At 59.3% G+C, this 20,504-nt stretch carries 24 protein-coding genes and 1 pseudogene; 6 read left to right on the forward strand and 19 right to left on the reverse strand.

Annotated features, from left to right (window positions below):
* The first annotated feature begins 102 nt into the window (after positions 1-102).
* Positions 103-225: a hypothetical protein gene (locus ACR0JN_RS14965; protein WP_480886684.1), complete on the forward strand. Its 123-nt coding sequence runs from the start codon at positions 103-105 to the stop codon at positions 223-225.
* 187 nt (positions 226-412) lie between these two features.
* Here ACR0JN_RS14965 and ACR0JN_RS14970 read toward each other — a convergent pair whose 3' ends face one another.
* Together ACR0JN_RS14970 and ACR0JN_RS14975 are read right to left on the reverse strand one after the other, a co-directional pair.
* Positions 413-1,051 (reverse strand): MarC family protein, encoded by a 639-nt coding sequence (locus tag ACR0JN_RS14970; RefSeq protein ID WP_480816912.1) that lies wholly within the window; start codon positions 1,049-1,051, stop codon positions 413-415.
* A gap of 59 nt (positions 1,052-1,110) precedes the next feature.
* Positions 1,111-1,563 carry an iron-sulfur cluster assembly scaffold protein gene (locus tag ACR0JN_RS14975; protein WP_480886686.1) on the reverse strand — a complete coding sequence of 151 codons (453 nt, stop codon included), beginning with the start codon at positions 1,561-1,563 and terminating at the stop codon, positions 1,111-1,113.
* 48 nt (positions 1,564-1,611) lie between these two features.
* Here ACR0JN_RS14975 and hisI point away from each other — a divergent pair, with 48 nt between their 5' ends.
* Positions 1,612-2,001 (forward strand): phosphoribosyl-AMP cyclohydrolase, encoded by a 390-nt coding sequence (gene hisI, locus ACR0JN_RS14980; RefSeq protein WP_480886687.1) that lies wholly within the window; start codon positions 1,612-1,614, stop codon positions 1,999-2,001.
* Positions 2,002-2,055: 54 nt separating this feature from the next.
* Here the strand turns inward: hisI and gluQRS are convergent, their stop codons facing one another.
* The 4 genes and pseudogenes from gluQRS to ACR0JN_RS15000 form a co-directional block, all read right to left on the reverse strand.
* Positions 2,056-2,928: a tRNA glutamyl-Q(34) synthetase GluQRS gene (gluQRS, locus tag ACR0JN_RS14985; RefSeq protein WP_480886689.1), complete on the reverse strand. Its 873-nt coding sequence runs from the start codon at positions 2,926-2,928 to the stop codon at positions 2,056-2,058.
* Positions 2,925-3,539 (reverse strand): class I SAM-dependent DNA methyltransferase, encoded by a 615-nt coding sequence (locus ACR0JN_RS14990; protein ID WP_480886691.1) that lies wholly within the window; start codon positions 3,537-3,539, stop codon positions 2,925-2,927. The genes gluQRS and ACR0JN_RS14990 overlap by 4 nt, the downstream gene beginning before the upstream one ends.
* 37 nt (positions 3,540-3,576) lie before the next feature.
* On the reverse strand, positions 3,577-4,917 hold the full coding sequence (trmFO, locus tag ACR0JN_RS14995) for a methylenetetrahydrofolate--tRNA-(uracil(54)-C(5))-methyltransferase (FADH(2)-oxidizing) TrmFO (protein ID WP_480886692.1): 1,341 nt from the start codon (positions 4,915-4,917) through the stop codon (positions 3,577-3,579).
* A gap of 260 nt (positions 4,918-5,177) precedes the next feature.
* Positions 5,178-5,972, reverse strand: a pseudogene (locus ACR0JN_RS15000) (enoyl-CoA hydratase); the annotation flags it as partial.
* A gap of 49 nt (positions 5,973-6,021) precedes the next feature.
* Between ACR0JN_RS15000 and ACR0JN_RS15005 the strand changes: the two are divergent.
* On the forward strand, positions 6,022-6,465 hold the full coding sequence (locus ACR0JN_RS15005; protein ID WP_480886694.1) for a PaaI family thioesterase: 444 nt from the start codon (positions 6,022-6,024) through the stop codon (positions 6,463-6,465).
* A 60-nt stretch (positions 6,466-6,525) separates the two neighbouring features.
* Here ACR0JN_RS15005 and ACR0JN_RS15010 read toward each other — a convergent pair whose 3' ends face one another.
* Entirely contained in the window at positions 6,526-6,753 is a 228-nt protein-coding gene (locus ACR0JN_RS15010) for a DUF1127 domain-containing protein (protein ID WP_480816905.1), read from the reverse strand.
* Between the two features lie 98 nt (positions 6,754-6,851).
* Here ACR0JN_RS15010 and ACR0JN_RS15015 point away from each other — a divergent pair, with 98 nt between their 5' ends.
* Positions 6,852-8,255 carry an aminotransferase-like domain-containing protein gene (locus ACR0JN_RS15015; protein WP_480886696.1) on the forward strand — a complete coding sequence of 468 codons (1,404 nt, stop codon included), beginning with the start codon at positions 6,852-6,854 and terminating at the stop codon, positions 8,253-8,255.
* Between the two features lie 3 nt (positions 8,256-8,258).
* Here the strand turns inward: ACR0JN_RS15015 and ACR0JN_RS15020 are convergent, their stop codons facing one another.
* The gene (locus ACR0JN_RS15020; RefSeq protein WP_480816903.1) at positions 8,259-8,624 is read right to left on the reverse strand and encodes a nuclear transport factor 2 family protein; all 366 of its coding nucleotides are present in this window, start codon (positions 8,622-8,624) and stop codon (positions 8,259-8,261) included.
* Between the two features lie 241 nt (positions 8,625-8,865).
* On the opposite strand from ACR0JN_RS15020, the gene rplM reads away from it, so the two are divergent.
* Together rplM and rpsI are read left to right on the forward strand one after the other, a co-directional pair.
* Positions 8,866-9,324 (forward strand): 50S ribosomal protein L13, encoded by a 459-nt coding sequence (rplM, locus tag ACR0JN_RS15025; protein ID WP_480886699.1) that lies wholly within the window; start codon positions 8,866-8,868, stop codon positions 9,322-9,324.
* Between the two features lie 6 nt (positions 9,325-9,330).
* Positions 9,331-9,816: a 30S ribosomal protein S9 gene (rpsI, locus tag ACR0JN_RS15030; protein WP_010440030.1), complete on the forward strand. Its 486-nt coding sequence runs from the start codon at positions 9,331-9,333 to the stop codon at positions 9,814-9,816.
* Positions 9,817-9,873: 57 nt separating this feature from the next.
* On the opposite strand, the gene ACR0JN_RS15035 is transcribed toward rpsI, so the two are convergent.
* The 11 genes from ACR0JN_RS15035 to ACR0JN_RS15085 all read right to left on the reverse strand — a co-directional run bounded on the left by ACR0JN_RS15035 (position 9,874) and on the right by ACR0JN_RS15085 (position 20,457).
* Positions 9,874-11,034: an ABC transporter substrate-binding protein gene (locus ACR0JN_RS15035; RefSeq protein ID WP_480886702.1), complete on the reverse strand. Its 1,161-nt coding sequence runs from the start codon at positions 11,032-11,034 to the stop codon at positions 9,874-9,876.
* Between the two features lie 25 nt (positions 11,035-11,059).
* The gene (locus ACR0JN_RS15040; protein WP_480886705.1) at positions 11,060-12,946 is read right to left on the reverse strand and encodes an AMP-dependent synthetase/ligase; all 1,887 of its coding nucleotides are present in this window, start codon (positions 12,944-12,946) and stop codon (positions 11,060-11,062) included.
* 5 nt (positions 12,947-12,951) lie between these two features.
* The gene (locus ACR0JN_RS15045; RefSeq protein WP_480886710.1) at positions 12,952-13,725 is read right to left on the reverse strand and encodes an ABC transporter ATP-binding protein; all 774 of its coding nucleotides are present in this window, start codon (positions 13,723-13,725) and stop codon (positions 12,952-12,954) included.
* Positions 13,722-14,486 carry an ABC transporter ATP-binding protein gene (locus ACR0JN_RS15050; RefSeq protein ID WP_480886713.1) on the reverse strand — a complete coding sequence of 255 codons (765 nt, stop codon included), beginning with the start codon at positions 14,484-14,486 and terminating at the stop codon, positions 13,722-13,724. The genes ACR0JN_RS15045 and ACR0JN_RS15050 overlap by 4 nt, the downstream gene beginning before the upstream one ends.
* Positions 14,483-15,580 carry a branched-chain amino acid ABC transporter permease gene (locus tag ACR0JN_RS15055; protein WP_480886715.1) on the reverse strand — a complete coding sequence of 366 codons (1,098 nt, stop codon included), beginning with the start codon at positions 15,578-15,580 and terminating at the stop codon, positions 14,483-14,485. The genes ACR0JN_RS15050 and ACR0JN_RS15055 overlap by 4 nt, the downstream gene beginning before the upstream one ends.
* 3 nt (positions 15,581-15,583) lie before the next feature.
* Entirely contained in the window at positions 15,584-16,459 is an 876-nt protein-coding gene (locus ACR0JN_RS15060) for a branched-chain amino acid ABC transporter permease (RefSeq protein WP_480886718.1), read from the reverse strand.
* A gap of 76 nt (positions 16,460-16,535) precedes the next feature.
* Positions 16,536-17,564, reverse strand: coding sequence for a zinc-binding dehydrogenase (locus ACR0JN_RS15065; RefSeq protein WP_480886721.1), 1,029 nt, complete (start codon positions 17,562-17,564; stop codon positions 16,536-16,538).
* A 169-nt stretch (positions 17,565-17,733) separates the two neighbouring features.
* A complete protein-coding gene (locus ACR0JN_RS15070) occupies positions 17,734-18,252 on the reverse strand; it encodes a hypothetical protein (protein WP_480886725.1) in 519 nt (172 codons plus the stop codon).
* Positions 18,253-18,460: 208 nt separating this feature from the next.
* Positions 18,461-19,291: an amidohydrolase family protein gene (locus tag ACR0JN_RS15075; RefSeq protein WP_480886727.1), complete on the reverse strand. Its 831-nt coding sequence runs from the start codon at positions 19,289-19,291 to the stop codon at positions 18,461-18,463.
* Positions 19,288-19,716, reverse strand: a complete 429-nt coding sequence (locus ACR0JN_RS15080) for an RbsD/FucU family protein (RefSeq protein WP_480886731.1) — start codon at positions 19,714-19,716, stop codon at positions 19,288-19,290. Before ACR0JN_RS15080 ends, ACR0JN_RS15075 begins: the two co-directional genes overlap by 4 nt.
* A 3-nt stretch (positions 19,717-19,719) precedes the next feature.
* The gene (locus ACR0JN_RS15085; protein ID WP_480886733.1) at positions 19,720-20,457 is read right to left on the reverse strand and encodes a GntR family transcriptional regulator; all 738 of its coding nucleotides are present in this window, start codon (positions 20,455-20,457) and stop codon (positions 19,720-19,722) included.
* Positions 20,458-20,504 lie beyond the last annotated feature (47 nt).

Consider the following 20,504-nt stretch of genomic DNA (forward strand, 5'->3'; position numbering starts at 1 on the left):
ACCATTTAGTTCACAAATGTTCTTAAAAAGTTCTTTACCGACTCGGTAAAATATGAGAACAAAAGGTCAACAAAGGATTAATTCCCTGACCGGAGGTGACACATGCTGACCCAGATCAAGACCGCGTTTGACCGCTCGCAATCCACGATCCTGCAGGATGCAGCCGGTGTGATGTCGCTGGTCGTGATCCTGATGGTCGCGCTTCATATGCCTGTCGGGTTCTAAGCCTTTCTGCCTGCGCTCTCGTGCCGATCAAACCGCGCGTGTCTTCCCATTTCAGTCAAGGGTGACCTGCCTGTCCCAAACCCCTTGAGGGGCCATGCCTCGGCCCCGCGCGGTCTTCCGGACCCCACACGAGAAACGCATTACCTGCCGCCGCCCTTTCCGCCCGGAAGGTGCGGCGGTTTTTTTCTTAAAGCTGGCCGGTTTTGATAATCTCAAGCATCGCCGACAGGACCGAGTTCGCCGCTACCGAGGCCAAAATCATGCCCATCACCCTGCTGATGATGGCCGCGCCAGAGTGACCGATCAGACGAATGATCGGCTCGGCCAGTAGCATCAGAACAAATGCAACGGCCAGAACTGATAGCATCACAAGGGCGGTAACACCCTGATCCACAACGCTATACCGGTTGTTGTCCGTCAGAATCACAACCGCCAGCATCGCGCCGGGCGAGGCCAGCGAAGGAACCGCCAATGGAAAAATCGCCGGGTTTTGCTTGTGCATCTTGTCATCCGCGTCTTCTTCGGCCTGACGCTGCTCGACCACCTGTTTGCTTTCGCCAAAAATCATCGTCAGCGCGAATAGGAACAGGATGATCCCACCGGCAACCTGAAAGGAATTCAGGCCGATATCCAGCGCCTCGATCAGCAATTGGCCGAAGATCAGGAAGAACAGCAAAATACCGGCACTGACAAGGGCAGCCAACAAAGCGGTGCGGCGGCGCGCTGTCGCCTCGATCCCGGCGGTGACGGCAATGAAAACGGGGATGGTGCCGATGGGGTCGATCACGACCCAGAGCGTTACAAAATGTTCAAGTAAGTCGTTCAAACCCGAACTTCCCCCAATATCTGACGGAGGTTAGACGGGTTTGCCCTAAAACGCCACGCTCAGGCGCAGTTGGCCTGTTCGGCCTGCTCCATCGCCTCGGCCGTTGCGTCCAGCGCCAGCATGATCGAGGCGTGCCGGTTCTTGTACTCGCGCGCGGGCATCAGCACTTCCAGCCCGTCGAACGGCGCGTCCGGGGCAGGGCCGTCCTGTTTCAACATCGCGGCCAACTGATCGCGCGCGGTTTCAACCTGCGCCCGCGTCGCGCCAATCACTGCGTCGCCGACAACTGAGGCCGAGGCCTGACCCAGCGCGCAGGCCTTTACATCCTGCCCGAAGGCGCTGACACGTCCGTCCTGCACCTTCACGTCAACCGTCACGGTCGATCCGCACAGGGGGGAGCGTTTCTTGACCGTCGCGTCAGGGTTTTCCAGCCGATCCAGATGCGGAATATCCGCGGCCAGCGCCAGAATCCGTCCGGAATAGAGCTTGATCAGGTCGTTCTCGCCGCTCATGGCTTTCCCTCGTTGCGTGTTCCCCATACATAGTGACCAGCCCACGGGATGCAAAAGGTTTTTGTAATGTCTGACACCGTCACGTTCGACCCAGCGACGCTGAAATACAATGAGGCCGGGCTGATCCCCGCCATCGCGCAGGACGAAGCGACCGACGAGGTGCTGATGATGGCCTGGATGAATGCGCAAGCGGTCGAGCGAACGCTGGAGACCGGGCGCGTGACCTATTGGTCGCGCTCGCGGCAGGCGTTCTGGATCAAGGGCGAGACCTCGGGCCATGTGCAGGAATTGGTCGATTTCCGCGTCGATTGCGACCGGGATTGCCTGCTGGTTCTGGTGCGTCAGACCGGTCCGGCTTGTCATACGAACCGCCGGACCTGTTTCTATACGTCGGTGCAGAATGGCGTTGAGGTGGAGTTGATGAAACCGATGGGCTGAATGGCGCAAGCGCCATGCCTTCGGCGAGAGTATTTTCGAAAAGATGAAAGCGGGTCAGAGGCCAACCAGCGTGCGGATGTCCTGCGGCGTTGCCCCTTCGGCACGGTATTTTGAGATGGCGCGGGCGTCGTCCCGCTTTGCCAGGCGTTTACCAGTATCGTCTCGGATCAGTCGGTGGTGGACATACTCGGGCGTCTGAAGGCCGAGCAGGGCCTGCAGCAGCACGTGGATGCGCGTGGCCTCAAACAGATCCTGCCCGCGCACGACGTAGGTGATGCCTTGCGCGGCGTCGTCGATCACCACGGACAGGTGGTAGGACGTGCCCATACCGCGCCGGGACAGCACGACGTCTCCGATAGTGGTCTCCAGTTCTTCGGGCGAAAAGGTGATCCTGCCGGTTTCGCCGTTCGGGCCTGTGCCGTGTTCTTGAAACCCACTGGAGTCACGCGACACCAAACGCGCGGCTTTGGCGATATTCAGCCTCAGGGGCTGGTCCGTGGGGCGTGGCGAACGAAGATCATGCTGAAACATAATCCTGCAGGTGCCGGGGTAGACGATGCCATCCGGCCCGTGCATCGGAGCACCTTCCTGCGGCGCGTTCGCGGCGGCGGCGATGTCTTTTCGATTGCAAAAACAGGGATATAGAAGCTCAAGCTGCCAAAGCTTGTCCAGCGCCTGTTCATAGGCGTGCAGCCGCTCGGACTGGCGCATCACGGGCTTGGGCCAGCGCAGACCTAACCACGCAAGGTCATCATAGATCTGATTTTCCCACTGCTGGCGTGCGCGGGACTGGTCGATATCCTCGATCCTCAGCAGGAACTCTCCGCCCTCGGCCCTCGCCATATCGCTGGCCAACAGTGCAGAATAGGCGTGGCCCAGATGCAGCGGGCCAGTTGGCGACGGCGCGAACCGGGTGATGAAAGTCACGTCTTTTCTAGCACATACACATCAGAGTTCATATTCATGCCCGGCAAGTGCGGCCCATGTTCGCGGAACAATAAACGGGCGGCCCCCATATCCAGCCAGTCGTTCAGACGTGAGGTATAGGAAAGATCGGCAAGCGTATGATCATTAAAGGAAAACGCCAGAAACCCTTCGACTGGCAACGCACGCATCAACAAATCAAAGGTTTCCGGCGGCGCAGCACCCGCGCCAACAACACCAATCGCTGTGATCACATTGTAGGCGTCCTGTTTTAGCGGCTCGGGATCGGTGATTTCAAAACCGGATAGCTTTCGGTAGACACCTTTGGCTGCCGCAGCCTCCAGCATGTTCGGCGTGGGGTCCATACCGTCGATAACCTCGAACCCGGCAGCGCGCAGGGCCAGCCCGGACAGGCCCGTTCCGCAGCCGTAGTCCAGGATCGGCGTTTGCGCCTCGGGCAACTTGGACCACAGCGCCTGCGCCACGCGGCCCGGGGTCACATAGCCTTGCTCGGCCACCTCATTTTCATAGGACGCGGCCCATTTCTGGTAGTGCTCGCGCGTATCCTCGGGGGTTTCAAGGTCGTACGTGTTCTTGAAAAAATCGTCGCTCATGCCTGCATGTTACGCTGCCCCGCTGAAACACGTCCAGTCAGCATTTCGCGAGCCAATCGGTCCATTCTGCTTTTGCCCGGTCCGTATAGGCCTTGTAACGGTCCTTGCGGCCCCGACGCCCGCCTTTCAGTCCGTCCACAGGGCGGAACAGGCCGAAGTTTACGTTCATCGGCTGAAAGGTTTTTGCCTCGGCCCCACCGGTGATGTGGTGGATCAGCGCACCCATGGCGCTGTCCTGCGGGACCCCCGGTAGTGCGCGACCCAAAATCTCGGCTGCAGCCAGACGACCCGCCAAAAGACCCATAGCTGCGCTTTCGACATAGCCTTCGACCCCAGTGATCTGCCCCGCAAAGCGGATATTCGGTTTGGATTTCAAGCGCATCTGCGCGTCCAGCAGAGTGGGCGAGTTGATAAACGTGTTGCGGTGAATCCCCCCCAGCCGGGCGAAACTGGCGTCTTCCAGTCCGGGGATCATCCGGAACACCTCGGTCTGGGCGCCGTATTTCATCTTGGTCTGAAAACCGACGATATTGAACAAGGTGCCCAACGCATTATCGCGCCGTAGCTGAACCACAGCATGCGGTTTGACGTCCGGTTGATGCGGATTGGTCAGACCCACCGGTTTCATCGGCCCGTGGCGCAGGGTTTCCCGCCCGCGTTCCGACATCACTTCGATTGGCAAGCAACCGTCGAAATACCCAGCCGTCTCGCCCTCGTGAAACTCGGTCTTGTCTGCGGCGAGCAGGGCGTTGATGAATGCCTCGTACTGGTCGCGATCCATGGGGCAGTTCAGATAGGCGGTGCGTTCTTCCTCGGTCTCGCCCTTGTCGTATCGTGACTGCATCCACGCTTTGCTCATGTTGATGCTGTCAGCATAGACGATGGGGGCAATGGCGTCGAAAAAGGCCAGCGAGTCGGTTCCGGTTTCGGCGCGGATCGCCTCGCCCAACGCCGGAGAGGTCAGGGGGCCGGTGGCGAATATCCAATGGCCGTCGTAGGGCAGGGATGTGACCTCTTCCCCCGTGACCGAGACGCGGGGATGAGCGCGCAGCCTGGCCGTCACGTCCTCGGCAAACGGATCGCGGTCAACGGCCAACGCGCCGCCGGCGGGCAGGCGATGCGTATCGGCGGTGGTCATGATCAACCCATTCGCCGCGCGCATTTCCCAATGCAGCAATCCAACGGCGTTCTGTTCGTCATCGTCCGAGCGGAACGAGTTTGAGCAGACCATCTCGGCCAGATTGCCGGTCTGATGCGCAAAGGTGCCCACTTTGGGACGCATTTCGTGGATGACGACATCCACGCCCATCTCAGCGGCCTGCCATGCGGCCTCGGACCCGGCCATGCCGCCGCCCACGATATGCAATTCCTGTGTCATGGGGTGCCACATAGGACACAGCACAGGCCAACGCAACTGGACTGCGCCGCATAAATCACTGCTTATTTGATGGGGGTTCTTGGGGTCGCCGCTGCGGGGATGTTAACGCCGGTGAGAGAGACCAGCTGGAGGGACCTTCCGCCCACGACGACCCATAAGAGTGCTTGAAGCCCTAGCTTCGACCTAGATTTGCCACAGTGCCGCCTGTTTGAAAAGTGAAAAAATGACGACAGTGGCAAAAAACGTACAAAACAATTGCGTTATTGGGTCCAATTGGGCGGACGTTTCTCAATAAAGGCGGAAATGCCTTCTTCAGTATCGCGGTGCAACATATTCTGTGCCATTACCTCACCCGTGTGGGCATAGGCCTGTTCTACGGGCATATCAAGCTGCTGATAAAAGGCTTGTTTTCCGATTTTTACTGCGACCGCAAGCTTCTCGGCAATCTGTGCAGCAAGCGTATTGGTGTCGTGTTCCAGCAGCATTTCGGGCACAACGCGGTTGATCAGCCCAAGTTCCGCCGCGCGTTCGGCCGAGATGAAGTCGCCTGTTGTCAGCATCTCGAACGCCTGTTTGCGCGGGATATTTCGGCTGAGCGCCACCATGGGCGTTGAACAGAACAGCCCGATATTCACCCCGTTCACACCAAAGCGCGTACCGTCCGCGGCAACCGCCAGATCGCAGGTAGCGACCAACTGGCACCCGGCTGCCGTGGCGATTCCGTGGACCTGGGCGATCACCGGTTGGGGCAGGGACTGGATCGACATCATCATTTTGGTGCAGCGCGCAAACAGGTCCTGAAAATACGCTTTGCCGCCGTCCTCGGATTGCCGTCCGGCGGTCATTTGCTTCAGGTCATGCCCCGCACAAAACGCCTTGCCCGCCCCCGACAGGATAACCGCGCGGATGGAACTGTCTGCGCGCAGCGCGTCGAATTCGTCCTGCAGTGCGGACAGCATCTCATCGCTGAGGGCATTCAGCCGGTCCGGCGCGTTCATCTGCAGATGCGCAACCGCGCCGGTGTCGTTACGTTCCAAAATTGCCATCTTGCCCTCCCGCTGGCGTTTGGGCCAACTCTAGGGCGGGAAGAGAAGGAGGGGAAGCATGGCGTTGGCGATGAACAAGGACGAACTGTCACAATACCTGGGGCAGGTATTTCCGCAGGTTCACAAAGACTTCGTCATTGAGGATTTGACCGAAGACACAATCACCATGCGCCTTATGGTAGCGGACCGCCATTTGCGGCCCGGTGGCACCGTGTCCGGCCCCTCGATGTTCGGTCTGGCGGATGTGTGTGTCTACGCGATGGTGCTGGCGCGCAAGGGCCGCCAGTCTCTGGCGGTCACGACCAGCAGCTCTCTGGACTTTCTGCGCAAACCTAAAGGCGGCGCGGACATGATCGCCACATGCCGGTTGCTGAAACTGGGCCGCACACTGGCCGTCGGGGATGTTCTGCTGTTCTCGGAAGGTTCCGACGACCCAGTTGCGCGGGCCAGCATGACCTATTCGATCCCGCCCGCCGGGTCTGCAGCCGCCAACTTTGGATAAAAAATGGCCGGGGACAAGCCCCGGCCCAGGAAGAGGTCCCAAAAATGGGACTGGGGATCGTTAGTTCATCCAAAAGTAACGTTTCGTTTCGCGCCGGGCCTGATGCGGGGTGATCCCGACATCTTTCAGCAGCCTGTCGTCGAGGTAGCTCAGGTTAATGCGGCTGCGCCGACGGCGCTCCCATTGCGTGACGACCGCCGCAAACCGCACGGCCAGCGCAGCGATCAGCGGCAGCCGGGGACTGTCGTTCAGCAGCATAAGGGCGGGGTTGTGCATTGTGCGTGTCATCTGGGTATTCCTTTCAAATTGTATTGACACAAATTATAAATGTCCGGTATATATTTTGATACATTCGAAATTGTGTCGGAATCAAAGGAAGAATTGTAATGGATACAATTTGGCCAGAGGCGCTGCCGAAATCAAAGGGTCCGAAGTATACTCTGGTCGCTGACACGATCCGAAAAGCCATAGATAACAAACTGCTGGAGGTCGGAACCAAGCTGCCTCCGGTGCGGGAACTTGCGTATCGGTTACAAATCACGCCGGGTACCGTCGCCCGGGCATATACGATTCTGACGGATGAGGGCCTGCTACATGCCGAGGTCGGGCGTGGTACATTTGTCGCCCCGCCAAAATCGCCCATTCTGGACGATGTCTGGGCCCGGCAATTGCATCTGCGCGATGACAAGTACAACGCCAATGTCAGCCTGTTCAGCCCGCGCCTTGCGGATGTGGGGCAGGTGGCCTTGATTCGCGAATGCCTGCAGAAAGTGTCGCAATCTGATCCGGGGCTGTTTTTGAATTACCCGACCCGCGACGCCTACAAACCAATGCGGCAAACCGTGGTCGATTGGCTGTCGGACCTTCCGCTGGGGCCTTTGTCCCATGACGACATCGTTTTGACCCATGGCGGTCAAAACGGGCTGTGCCTAGTGTTTCAGACGATCCTGCGCGGTCCGAAGCCGATCGTTCTGGTCGAGGACCTGTCTTATGCCGGGTTCCGGCGGGCGGGCGAACTGATGCGGGCTGAAGTTGTTGGCGTGAAAATGGACAAATGGGGTATCGACCCAAAGGCCATGGAACATGTCCTGCGCCAGACACCTGCGCAGGCCGTTTGCGTCTCGCCCGAGGTTCAGAACCCGACCGGATCGCATTCGCCGCTGGAGCGCCGGAAAGAGGTTGTCGAAGTCGCGCGGCGTTTTGATGTGCAGATCATTGAAGACGATTGCTATCGCATGGGCGATGCCCGTGAACCCAGCTATCGCGCTTTGGCGCCCGAGCGGGGGTGGCACGTGTCGTCGATCTCGAAAACCCTGACGCCCGCGTTGCGTGTGGGCTTTGCGATTGCGCCACGTGAGCGCAGCGTGGACCTGCGGCGGTCTGCGGAATACGGGTATTTTGGGCTGGCGCAGCCCTTGGCCGAACTGACCCGCTTGATGCTGTCCGATCCCCGCACCCCGCAGATCGCCCGAGATGTGCGCGCCAAGATGAGCGAATACGTCCGTGTCACCGTCAACGCTCTGGGCGGGTTCGATCTGAACTGGGCTCCGGATGTGCCGTTTGTCTGGTTGAACCTGCCGTCGGGTTGGCGCGCCGCCGCGTTCAGCCGCGCAGCGGAACGGGAGGGGATACAACTCAGGTCCGCCGACGAGTTCGCCCTGCGCGACGGTCGTGCGCCAAATGCCGTGCGCATTGCGATGAACGGCCATGTCTCACTTGAACGGTTCGAAGATGCGATGCAGCGGTTGCGGGCGCTGCTGGACACCCCGCCGGAACAGATCAGCGTTTAGACCTCAGCCTAAGGGTGCGGGGTTGCCGAAGAACCCAGCCAGATGAGCGATCTTGCCGGATGCACTCAACCGGATGAAATCATGACCCGAGACCATTTCGGCCCCGTTCGCATCCACCATATGCCAGGTGAAGTGAACAACATCATGATGCACGCTAGGCTGGCTTGTGATGTCAACGCGCCCGTCGGCGGAGGCCAGAACTTCTCCGATATGAGCCGACAGGTTCTCCAGCCCGGCCACATCGGCCGTGGGATCGACATAGCGGCCATCCTCTTCAAAGCAACGCCGCAAAAGCCCAAGCCTTTTGTCGCCATCCGTTTCCTGCCATGCCGCGCCGTAATCCGCGATGGTTTGCTGCAATTCCTGCATAGAAACGCTCCTTATTCCGAAATCCTGCGGTGACTATACCATTGGGGGGGGCATCTCGGGTAATTCGGGGCGCTACAGATTGGGGTAAAATAATACCTATTTTATAAACTTTTGTAATTAAACAAAAAAAACATATTCACGTGTATTGACGCGAAAACACAGCCCCTCTAAATACGCTCCATCGAATTCGGGCCGCTCCGCCTTTGGGGCGGTCTTTCACATCAAACAGGACTATCCTGCCATGAAAACCTTTTCTGCAACACCTGCAGACATCGACAAGAAATGGATCCTGATCGACGCCGAGGGCGTTGTTCTGGGCCGTCTTGCCTCGATCGTCGCCATGCGTCTGCGTGGCAAGCACAAAGCGTCGTTCACCCCGAACATGGATATGGGCGACAATGTCATCGTGATCAACGCTGACAAAATCCAGATGACCGGCAAGAAGCGCGAAGAAAACTTCTACTGGCACACTGGCCACCCGGGCGGCATCAAGTCGCGCACCAAGCAGCAGATCCTCGAGGGTGCACACCCCGAGCGCGTCGTGACCCAAGCCGTCAAGCGCATGCTGCCGGGCAACCGTCTGGCACGTAAGCAGATGACCAACCTGCGTGTTTACGCCGGTGGCGATCATCCCCATGAGGCGCAAGCGCCCGAAGTTCTGGACGTGAAGTCCATGAACAAGAAAAACACCCGGAGCTAATGACCGATGGCTGATCAGATCAATACTCTCGAAGAGCTGAGCGCCGTCGCAGGCGTTGAAACCGTGGCCGAAGAAGTCATCGTGCGTGAACCCGTGCGTGACGAACTGGGCCGTTCCTACGCCACCGGCAAGCGTAAAGACGCTGTTGCCCGCGTTTGGATCAAGCCGGGTTCCGGCAAGGTCACCGTGAATGGCAAAGATCAGGACAAGTATTTCGCTCGTCCGGTTCTGCAACTGATCCTGCGCCAGCCGTTCCAGGTTGCCGGTGTTGAAGGCGAATTCGACGTTGTTGCAACCGTCAAAGGCGGTGGCCTGACCGGTCAGGCCGGTGCGGTCAAGCACGGCATCTCGAAAGCGCTGCAACTGTACGATCCCAACCTGCGTGGCGCTCTGAAAGCCGCTGGCTTCCTGACCCGCGACAGCCGCGTTGTGGAACGTAAGAAATACGGTAAGCGCAAAGCGCGTCGTTCGTTCCAGTTCTCCAAGCGTTAATCGCTGCGGACAACCGAATGGGAAAGGGCTCGCAAATGCGAGCCCTTTTTCTTTGGTTTATTCTTCGTAAACCAGTTTCCAGGCTCCGTTGTCCACGACGCTGACGAACACCGTATCTGCGCCTTGGTGATCGTCCGGCCCATAGGTGATATGGTTGCCGACCAACTCGTCAGTGTAGTCCAGCGTCTCCATGGCCGCGATGAAGCTGTCATGGGTCAGATCGGGGCCCGCCGCTTCCAACGCTTTGACCATCATCTCGGCGGCGGAATAGCCCAGCATCGAGAAACCGACGGGGTCTTCCCCCGTGGCCGCTTTGTACTCTGCAATGAACGCAGCCGGAGCGGGCTCCTCAGCACGCGCCCAAAGGTCCAGCCATGAGGCAGCGGCGTAGAATCCATCCGTCACGCCTCCGGGCACCTGCGCCACCACGGTCAGGAAGCTGGCCGAGGTGCCGAGGAACTTCATGTCCTCCAACCCCATTTTCTTGGCCGTCCCAACCACGGTGATCGCCTGACGCACACCGAGCGCCATCGTGACAATATCGCAGCCTTCCTCTTTCAGCTTGCTCAGAGAGCCGACAAAATCAGTCTCGTCCGGTTTGTGCGTGGTCTCCGCGCCAAAGGTGATCCCAGCCTCTTCGGCCCCGGCCTTGCTGCCTTCAAGGATTTCTTCACCGAAATCGGTGGGCAGATACATGGTGCAGACGGTCTGCGACCCGAACTCACCGTTCAGATATTTCACCCCGATCCGGGCTTGATCATAGTAGGTCGAGAACGAGGTGAACTTGTTCTTCATCGGCTCCTGAAGCATCTGCCGCGCTGCGGTCAGAGGTGCAACATTTGGAATGCCCTTCGGGTCCAGCAGCTTGAACCCGGCAAGGTTCATCGGCGTGCCCAGCGACTGCATCATGGCAAACACCTTGTCGCGGTTCAGCAGCTTGTTATAGCCCTGCATCGCGCGCGGCATCTGATAGCCGTTATCCTCGACCACAAAGCGGATCTTGCGGCCATGCACGCCGCCTTCGGCGTTGACGCGGTCAAAAACCACATTCGCACCCTTGGTGGCCGGAACGCCCACGGCGGCGAAAATACCGCTCAGGTCGTTGACAGACCCAATCACGATCTCATCGTCTGTCACACCTGGGGTTTCTGCCCATCCGAGCGTGGCGGATGCAGTCAGAGCCGTTGCGGCTGCAAGACTCTTCAACAGATTGCTCATAGTTTTCCTCCCGATACTTTTCCGTCTAATTGTACATCTCTTCAATGAGATGTCCGTGTTTCTTTTCCACCAACCCGCGTTTCAGCTTCATTGTCGCCGTCAGTTCGTCATCCTCGGCGGTCAGCAGGACGTTGATTAGCCGGAAATCCTTGATCTGCTCGACCCGTGCGAATTCTGCGTTCACCGCATCGACCTCGGCCCCGACAAGTCCATTGATTTCCGGGGCCGCGCATAGCGACGCGAAGTTGGAAAATGGGATTTTCCGATCCTGCGCGAATTTCTCGACATTCTCCTGATCAATCATGATCAGGGCGGTCAGGTACTTACGCTGGTCACCGATGATCACCGCGTCCGAGATGTAATGGCTGAACTTCAGGCGGCTTTCGATCTCGGACGGGGTGATGTTCTTGCCGCCAGCGGTGATGATGATGTCTTTCATCCGACCGGTTATGGTGACAAATCCATCCTCATCGATGCGGCCCATATCGCCGGTGCGCAGCCATCCGTCCGGGGTGAATGTCTCGGCGGTTTTGGCGTTGTTGCGCCAGTAGCCCTGAAAGATGTTCAGCCCTTTCAATTGGATTTCACCGTCCTCCGAGATGCGGATATCCGTTCCCGCCACGGCTTTGCCAACGGACCCGACCCGGTTGTCTTCAGTGGTGTTAAGCGTGGCCAGCCCCGCCGTTTCGGTCATCCCGAACCCTTCGACCAGAGGAACGCCAATGGCCCAAAACCATTTCAGCAAGTCCACTGAAATCGGAGCGGCCCCCGAGCCGCCGCGTCGCAATTTGTCCATGCCGAGCATCCGCCGCAGGTTTCGTAGAACCAGATGATCCCAGAGCCAAAACCGGGCCGCGACCAAGGCGGGGACCGGTTTCCCGGCATTCAGGTGTTCCGCCCGCGCAAACCCCGCTTTCAGCGCAAGCCCAAAGGCCAAGCGCCCCAGCCCGGTCGCGTCCTGCGTCAGGATTTGGACATGGGCGTAGATCTTCTCCCAAACGCGCGGAACAGCGGTGAATGTGGTGGGTGAGACCTCTTGCAGGTTCGCAAACACAGTTTCCGGGCTTTCGGCGAAATTCACGGTGCACCGCGCGGCAAGCGGGAAATAGATCGACACGTCGCGTTCGAGGATGTGGCACAGCGGTAGGAAACACAGCTGCTCGTCGCTGGCCAGCGCAGGCAGGGATCGGGCACCGGATTCAATGGCAGCCAGAATGTTTTCATGGCTCAGCATCGCGCCCTTGGGCTGACCCGTTGTTCCCGAGGTGTAGACCAGCAGCGCGGTGTCCTGCGGTTTTGCCAGCGCGATCTCGGCCTCGAACCGGCCCGGGTCTTCGGCCTCGGCCTGTTTTCCAAGCGCGTAGAGGTCGCCGATCATCATGCACCGCGGGTGGTTCAGGTCGTGCAGGCCTTCGTCTTCCAGAATGATGACCTTGAGCAGGCCGGGAACCTCGTCCTCAATCTCAAGGAACTTGTCCAGATGTTCTTCGTCTTCGACGATCAGGAACCGGCTGTCGCTGTCGTTGATCAGGTATTTCAACTGGCTGGCCGAATCCGTGGTGTAGACGCCCGAGGCAATGCCGCCGACGCCTTGGACGCCCATGTCGAACCAGGCCCATTCCTTGCGATCCTCGGACAGGATCGAAACAACCTCACCACGCTGCAGGCCAAGTTTGAGCAGCGCGAGGCCGATCCACTTGGCGTGCTGCCAGTAATCGATCCAGGAATAGGATTTCCAGATCCCGAGGTTCTTTTCGCGATGCGCCGTCCGGTCGCCCAACTCCGCGCAGCGGCTTTGGAACAGCTCGGCAATGGTGGTGCAGCCATCCACCCGCAGCGGGCGCTGCCCGGGGGTTGCGTTGAACTGAACGCCGTTGATGCCGATCTGAGGGGGCAGGGGGCTTGCGTCCATTCGGCTCACCTCCACGTCTTTTTGCGTTTCCAGCGGCGGTTTTCCCGTGCGCCTTCTTCCTGAACACCCAGATAGAAATTCCGGATGTCCTCGGATTTCAGCAGGTCATCTGCGGCCCCGTCCATCACGATGCGCCCGACCTCCATCACGTAACCATGATGTGCCAGTTCTAGCGCCGCATGGGCGTTCTGTTCGACCAGCATCATGGTCATATTCTGCTCGTCGTTCAGGCGTTTGAGAATACCGAAAATCTCTTGCACCAGCAGCGGCGAGAGGCCAAGCGAGGGTTCGTCCAGCAGCATGATCTTCGGATTCGCCATAAGTCCGCGCCCGATGGCCAGCATCTGCTGTTGACCGCCGGACAAGGTGCCGGCCTCTTGCATGCGGCGGTCTTTCAGGACCGGGAAATAGCTGAACACCATCTCGCGATCCTGTTCAATCCGCGATTTATCCGCCACCGTATAGGCCCCAAGGCTGAGGTTTTCGTTCACGGTCAGCAGCGGGAACACCTCGCGCCCTTCCGGGACGTGCACGATGCCTTGTTGAACAACCTTGTGGGGTTCCGAGCCCTGAATGTCTTTCCCGTCAAACGTGATTGTGCCCTTTTCCGGGTCCATCACGCCCGACACCGTTTTCATCAGTGTCGTTTTCCCGGCACCGTTCGCGCCAAGGATCGAAACGATCTGCCCCTGCGAGACGTCCAGCGAAACGCCCCGGATCGCCATGATCGGCCCGTAGAAGCTTTCGATGTTGCGGATTTTTAGGATCGGTTCGGTCATGAAGCTTTGCCTAAATAGGCCTCGACCACCGCCGGGTGCGATTGCACCTCGGCAGGGGTGCCAAGCGCCAGTCTGGCCCCATCGGCCATGGCAAGCACCCGGTCTGACACGCCCGACACCAACCCCATGTCATGTTCCACCATCAACACGGTGATCCCCATCTGCCGCCGGATGTCGTCGATCCACCAGCGCATATCGGTGGTCTCTTCCACCGACAGGCCCGAGGCCGGTTCGTCCAGCAACAAAAGTTTGGGATCGGTCGCCAGCGCCCGCGCGACCTCGACCACTTTGCGGACGCCGTAGGGCAGGCCCGAGATCATCTTGTCGCGAAACGCCTGCAGGTCCAGAAAGTCGATGATTTCTTCGACCTTTTCTCGGTTCTCCAACTCCTGACGCCGGGCGGAGGGGGTGAACAGAATTTCTGAGATCAGTTTCGTCTTGCGGTGCCGATGCCGCCCGACCAGCAGGTTTTGCAGGACGGTGGCATGTTCGAACAGTTCGATGTTCTGGAACGTCCGCGCGACGCCAAAGGCGGCGACGCCCGATGCTTTGACTCGCAGAAGATCGTGCCCATCGAACCGGATAGCCCCCGCATTGGGTTCGTAGAACCGGGAAATCAGGTTGAATACCGTGGATTTTCCTGCGCCGTTCGGGCCGACTATGGCGAATACCTCGCCTGTCTCCACCTCGAACGACAAGTTATCGACCGCAGTTACCCCGCCGAATTTCAGCGTGACGCCTTCGAACTCAAGCAGGCTCATCTCAGACGCTCCGTCTTGAGGTATGATTTCTGCCGTTTGAACATGTCCTTGCGGTAGAAGGGGAACAGTTCGAACCACGTGCGGATTTTCAGCCAGCGGCCATACATGCCCATCGGCTCGAACAGGATGAAGGCGATCAGGATCATGCCGAAGATGCCGAATTCCAGCCCCGGAATCGCAACCGTATTGCCGCCGAACACGGCCCCCACATATTCTTTGGAAATCGACAAGAACTGCGGCAGAAAGCCGATCACGATAGCCCCCAGGAACGCGCCGTGGATCGAGCCGAGCCCTCCGATCACGATCATCATCAGCAACTGGATCGAGATCAGGACGTTGAAGGTTTCGTTGTTGAAGGCCCCCGCGAACATGCCCATGAGCGCCCCGGCCCAGCCGGTCACGGCGCAGGACAGAGCGAACGAGATCATCTTGGTTCTGGCGATATCGACCCCCATCGCCTGCGCCGAGACCTCTGAATCGCGCACGGCGATGAAGCTGCGGCCCAAGGGCGCGCGCAACAGGTTGATGTAGCCCAGCGTCACAATCACCGCGACGGTCAGAACCAGCCAGTAGAATTCGTTGGGTGTCGCCCAGCGGTCGACGAGGTGTCCGAAAATCTCGACCCCGCCCAGATACTTACCGGAAACGCCCCCGGTCAGGGGTTCCGCCAGAACGATCACGTCATCCATCAGGATCGACAGCGCCATGGTGAAAATCGCCAGATAGATGCCGTGCAGTCGCAGGGCAGGGATAGCCACCGTGACACCTGCAATTCCGGTCAGCAGACCGGCCAGTGGAAAGGCGAGCAGGAACGGCACGCCCGCCTCGATCAGGTTCACATTGGCATAGCACCCAAAGGCCAGAAACGCCGCATGCCCAAGGCTGACCTGACCCGTATGCCCGGTCAGGATCATCAGCCCCAGACCAGCGATGGCCCAGATCAGAACGTTGGTCAGTTCGCCCAGATAGAAGTCGTCCAGCAACCACGGTGCGGCGAATACGACCAGCAGCAGGATCAGGTAGAGGCCAAGCTGATAGCGGTCCTTCCACGGCCGGATATCCTGCATGTAGTCGGTTTTGAAAACGATGCGCATCCGTCAGACCTTTTTCAGCCGGACCTGACTGAACAGCCCGTTGGGGCGGAAGATCAGAACCGCCAGCAGCAAGGCATAAGGTGCGATCTGGCTGTACCCGGCTGCGATGTATCGACTGGCGAAGGGTTCAATGACGCCGACGATCAGCCCGCCCGCCAGAGCGCCGGGCAGGCTGCCAAACCCTCCGATCACGGCGGCGGCGAAGGCCTTGATGCCCAGCAGGCCCGTGGTGGGATCAACCGAGCCTTTCGCGGCGAATAGAATGCCCGCAATCCCGGCGACCACTCCGGCCAGAGCCCAGATGAACCCCTGAACCCGCTTGACCGGAATGCCCATGTAATAGGCTGCCAACTGGTTTTGCGAGGCTCCCTGCATGGCCAGCCCCAGCTTGGTTTTGCTGAAAAAGACATACAGGCCCCAGGTCAGCAGGACGGTGACGATAATGACGGCCACATCCTCCATCCCCAAGACCAGCCCGCCAAAACGCACCTCTTTCCCAGCCAGCGGGTTCTGCAGGGTCTGGGGCTCATGCCCCCAGATCAGCCCCGCAAAAAAGCGGATCACGAAGCCCAAAGCGATGGTCAGGATGACAACGGCGGTCTGACTTTCGCCAAACAGTCGGCGGATGATGAGGCGGTCCAGCAGATACCCCAACGCCCCCATGATCCCCAGCGAGATCGGCAGCGCCAGCCAGAAGGGCAGCCCCATATATTCGGTGTTGGTCAGCCCGATTGTAACAAAGGCCCCCAGCATCATGAAATCGCCCTGTGCGAAATTCACCGCCTCGGTCGCCTTATAAATCAGCACGAACCCAAGCGCGATCAGGCCGTACACACAGCCATTCGCCAGCCCGCTGATCAGCAGCTGCGCGTTGTCCAAATTCACCTCCCCCGTGCCGGTTTGCCCAGTCTCTGAACCACCCGCAGTATTCTTGTTGTTGGCGGGTTTGGTTCTACTATGGCGTGATCATCACCTTGCCGTCACTCTTTTTCAGCGCTTCAGCCAGATTTGGCACCAGTTCTTTCAGGGTAAGCCGCGCCGACACATCGGTTTTCCAGCGCCCGTCGGCAAAACGGGCCTGTACTTCGGCAACCACGCGCATCTGATCGGCGGGCCGCGTGGACATCATCCAGTTGGTAAGCCAGAACCCCTCGATCCGTTTGCCCATAAAGATCAACTGGCCGGTTTGGGTCAGGGTTGGGGCCTCATTGCTGAGCTTGCCGTAACACACCCAGCGCGCGCGGTTGGGCATGGCGGTGAATATCTGTTCCGACAGTTGATCCATGACCGCATCCAGAAACACGCGCGGTTTCAGGCTGGCGCTGAGATCGGCGAATTTCTGGCCGATGTCAGGGTCCGTCGTGACCAACACCTCAGCCGCGCCGAGGTGTTTCAGGTTGTCCACGGCCTCGGCCCGGCGCACCAGCGCGATGGGTTTCAGGCCCAGATCACGCCCAAGGCTACACATCAGCTTGCCTAACTGGCTGGTCGCGGCGGACACCACAAAGGCCTCACCCTCCTGCTTGGCGATATCGACCATCGCCATCGCGGTCAGAGGGTTCACGATCTGCGCCGCGCCATCCTCGTCCGAGATATCGGGGCGCAACGGGATACAGGTCTGCATTTGGGTCACAACATATTCAGCCCAAGCGCCCGAACCTGCGGCAACAAAGGCAACGCGCTGCCCTTGCAGCCCTTCGGCGCCTTCACCGGTCGCGACCACGTCGCCGCAGCCTTCGAACCCGGCAGGGGCACCCTTGACCCGGGGCTGCCCGTATTCGCCCTTGATAAAGTGCAGATCCGACGGGTTGACCGAGGCCATGCGCATCCGGATCAACACCTGTCCGGGGCCGGGTTGCGGAACGGGCAGTTCGGCTTCGGCCAACCAGTCGCCCGCGTTTTCGATCGCGGGGCCGGTGGCGGAACCGGAATAACCGTCATGTTTCAGAACGGTCGAAAACATGGATGCGGGCAGGGTTGTCATGGGAAGGTCCTCAGAGAATTTGCTGCAGCGAGGTGCAAGAAGTACACATCGCTGCGGGATTGAGGGCAAGCCAAACAAACAAAGGGTCGGGCGTCAATCGGACCGCGCCCTGACGTGACGGCACGCGGGTGGGCGAGGCCGCTTTGAATTGGGCCCCGCCGGTTTTTTTCTATTGGGTCATCAGGTTCTGCAGGTCCTGCAGCTTGGTCAGGGCCGTCTCGGGAGCTGCTTTGATGTCGTCCAGAATCCGGATCACCTGCGTTTTGATGTCCTGCGTCAGGGCGCTGTCCTGCACCGATGCAACCATCGCGTCATAGTCGAATTGCTGCGCGGTAAGCATACCCTCCTGAACCCAGGTATTGAGCAATTCCTGACCCTGACCCGCCAGCGAGGCCACTTCGTCGCCCGCCTGCGTGGCCGCATCTGACGCCTGATCCGCAAGGGATGAGGCCGCCTCGGCCGCTTGCTCGGTCAGGGACGATGCCGCTTCGCTGGCCTGATCAGTGGCCGAATTCAGCGCTTCGGTTGCCGCTTCCTGCGCGGCCGAGGCGGCTTCGTTGACGGCCTCCCCGGCATCTTCCGCAGCGGATTGCAACTGCTCGGACGGGGTTGGCTCGGGCTTGTTCAGGACGTAATACCCGCCAATGCCGATTACGGCGATGACGGCAATAAGAAGAATACGCGACATGGGTGCCTCCTATGGAATGTGTCGCAGAGATGGTTCGAAATTAGCCCTGCGCATAGGGGACTTCCCACTGTTTCGCGTCAAATCCGGGGAATGAGCCAAGCCACGCTGATCGCGCATAACGTGCACGGCGAGATCGCGCGCACGGGGTCCGTTTTGTGGGGCACAGCTCTTGAAACTGTCACATTGCCTGACAAGCGGCAGGCCGCGATCAGTCCCGCAGGTTATAGGCCCGCGCGGCGTTGCCGCCCAGAACCGCCTGTCGTTCTGCGTCGGTCAAACCGGCAAGAAGCGCATCGGTTGTGTCGAGCCAACGCTCGTAACTGCTGGCCAGCGTGCTGACCGGCCAGTCGCTGCCCCAGATCAGGCGCGACGGGCCAAAGGTGTTCAGCAAATGCTCGACATAAGGCTGCAGGTCATCGACCGTCCATTCCGGCGCGGCTTCGGTGACCAGACCGGACAGCTTGCACCAAGCATCCGTGTCGCGGGCCAGCGCGGCCATGTCTTCGGCCCAGCCTTCGATCACGCCGTCGCGGATCAGCGGCTTCGACCCATGGTCGATGACAACGCGCATCTTCGGATGACGCACCAGCAGTTGGTGCAGCGGGGCAAGGTGCCGGGGCAGGGTCAGCGCATCGAAGGTCAGATTGTGCTTTTGCACCGCCTCCATAGCCGGGGTCAAAGCGTCACCCAACATCCAAAGCGGATCTTCGATATTCTGGATCATCGGGCGCAGACCAACAAATGCCGAATGCGCGGTCAGAGCTTCGATCTGTGCGGGCGCATCAGCGGCTTCGAAATCGACCCAGCCGACGACGCCTTTGATGAACGCATTGCTGTCGGCCAAGGACAGCATGTACTCGGTCTCGGCCACCGTTGGCGCGGCCTGAACCAGAATGGTTCCGTTTATTCCCGACGCATGCAACATTGGCTCCAGATCAACGGGCAGAAAATCGCGGTATAGCGGCGCGAGGTCCGGCGTCAGCCAGCCATAGTCTCCGCGCGCCAGGGACCAGAAATGCTGATGCCCGTCGATCCTCATGCCACAACGCCTTTTTTCAGTATGATGTTGCCATAGAGCCTGCGCTCACCTGTTTGGACAACGGCAAAACCGCGGGCGGCGCGGTCATAGAAGTCGAAGCGTTCCAGCCCCTGAATTTGAACCGGGTTATCGGCGACACTGTCGATAATGCGTTGAAAATCGGCCACGGCTTCTGGGACGGTGTCCGGATCTCCGACCACCTGCATTGTCAGCGCGGGGTCAGGGACAAAACTGTCCAGCGGCATGACGGACAGCACCGCGCGCAGGATATCACTGGCCGAGGACCCGTCGGCCCGAATACAGGCCGGGCCGATGCTGGAACCCGGGAAATTCGCATCTGCGATGACGATTTCGTCCCCATGTCCCATCGCGCGTAACGCGTGCAGCAGGTCCGGGGAAAGCAGTGGGTCGAGGTTTCGCAGCATTTTCTATCCTACTTCTTGCACAGGCCGGGATGCGGCGTTGAACAGCTCGGGCTTTTCCTGCCGCAGCATCTCAATTCGGGGCATCAGCTGACCCAGATGGTGTCGCATGGCGTCCTGCGCCCTTTGCTCATCGCGGTTACTGATCGCTTCTAAAATCGTCTGGTGTTCGGCGAGGGTTTCGATGATGCGGTCCCGTGACGGCAAAAGCAACATCCGCGCGCGGTTGACCTGCAGGGAAACGGTTTCCGTCACTTCAGGCAGCTTGAGGATTCCCGTGAACTCCATCAGCAGCGCATGAAATTCTTCATCCGCACGAAAGAAGCCGGGAATGTCGTCGTCCTCGACCAACAATTCCTGCAATCTCATATTACGGCTGAGTTTCTTGCGCTGCTCTTCGGTCATATCACGCGCGACCTTGGCAACTGTGGCCAGTTCCAGCGCCTCGCGCAGGAACGCGCCTTCGCGGATTTCGGTCATCGAGAAGTAAGAGACCCGCGTCCCTGATTGTGGTACGACATCCACTAGACCTTCGGCTGCAAGGCGCGCAATCGCCTCGGCAACAGGCGCGCGCGACACCCCCAAACGCTCGCAAATGGGCGCTTTTCGCAGGTTCGATCCGGGTGGGAAGTCGAGGTCCAAAATCGCCTGTTTAACAGACAGATATACCCTCTGTGCCAGCGACCCCTCGATGGTCGATATGGCGGGTAGAACCGATGCATCAATGTCGCGAGGCTTGTTCATGCCTCATGACTTACCATTCTAACATGTTAGTTGACAAGTACCTAAAT

This window comes from Ruegeria sp. G12, assembly GCF_056533565.1.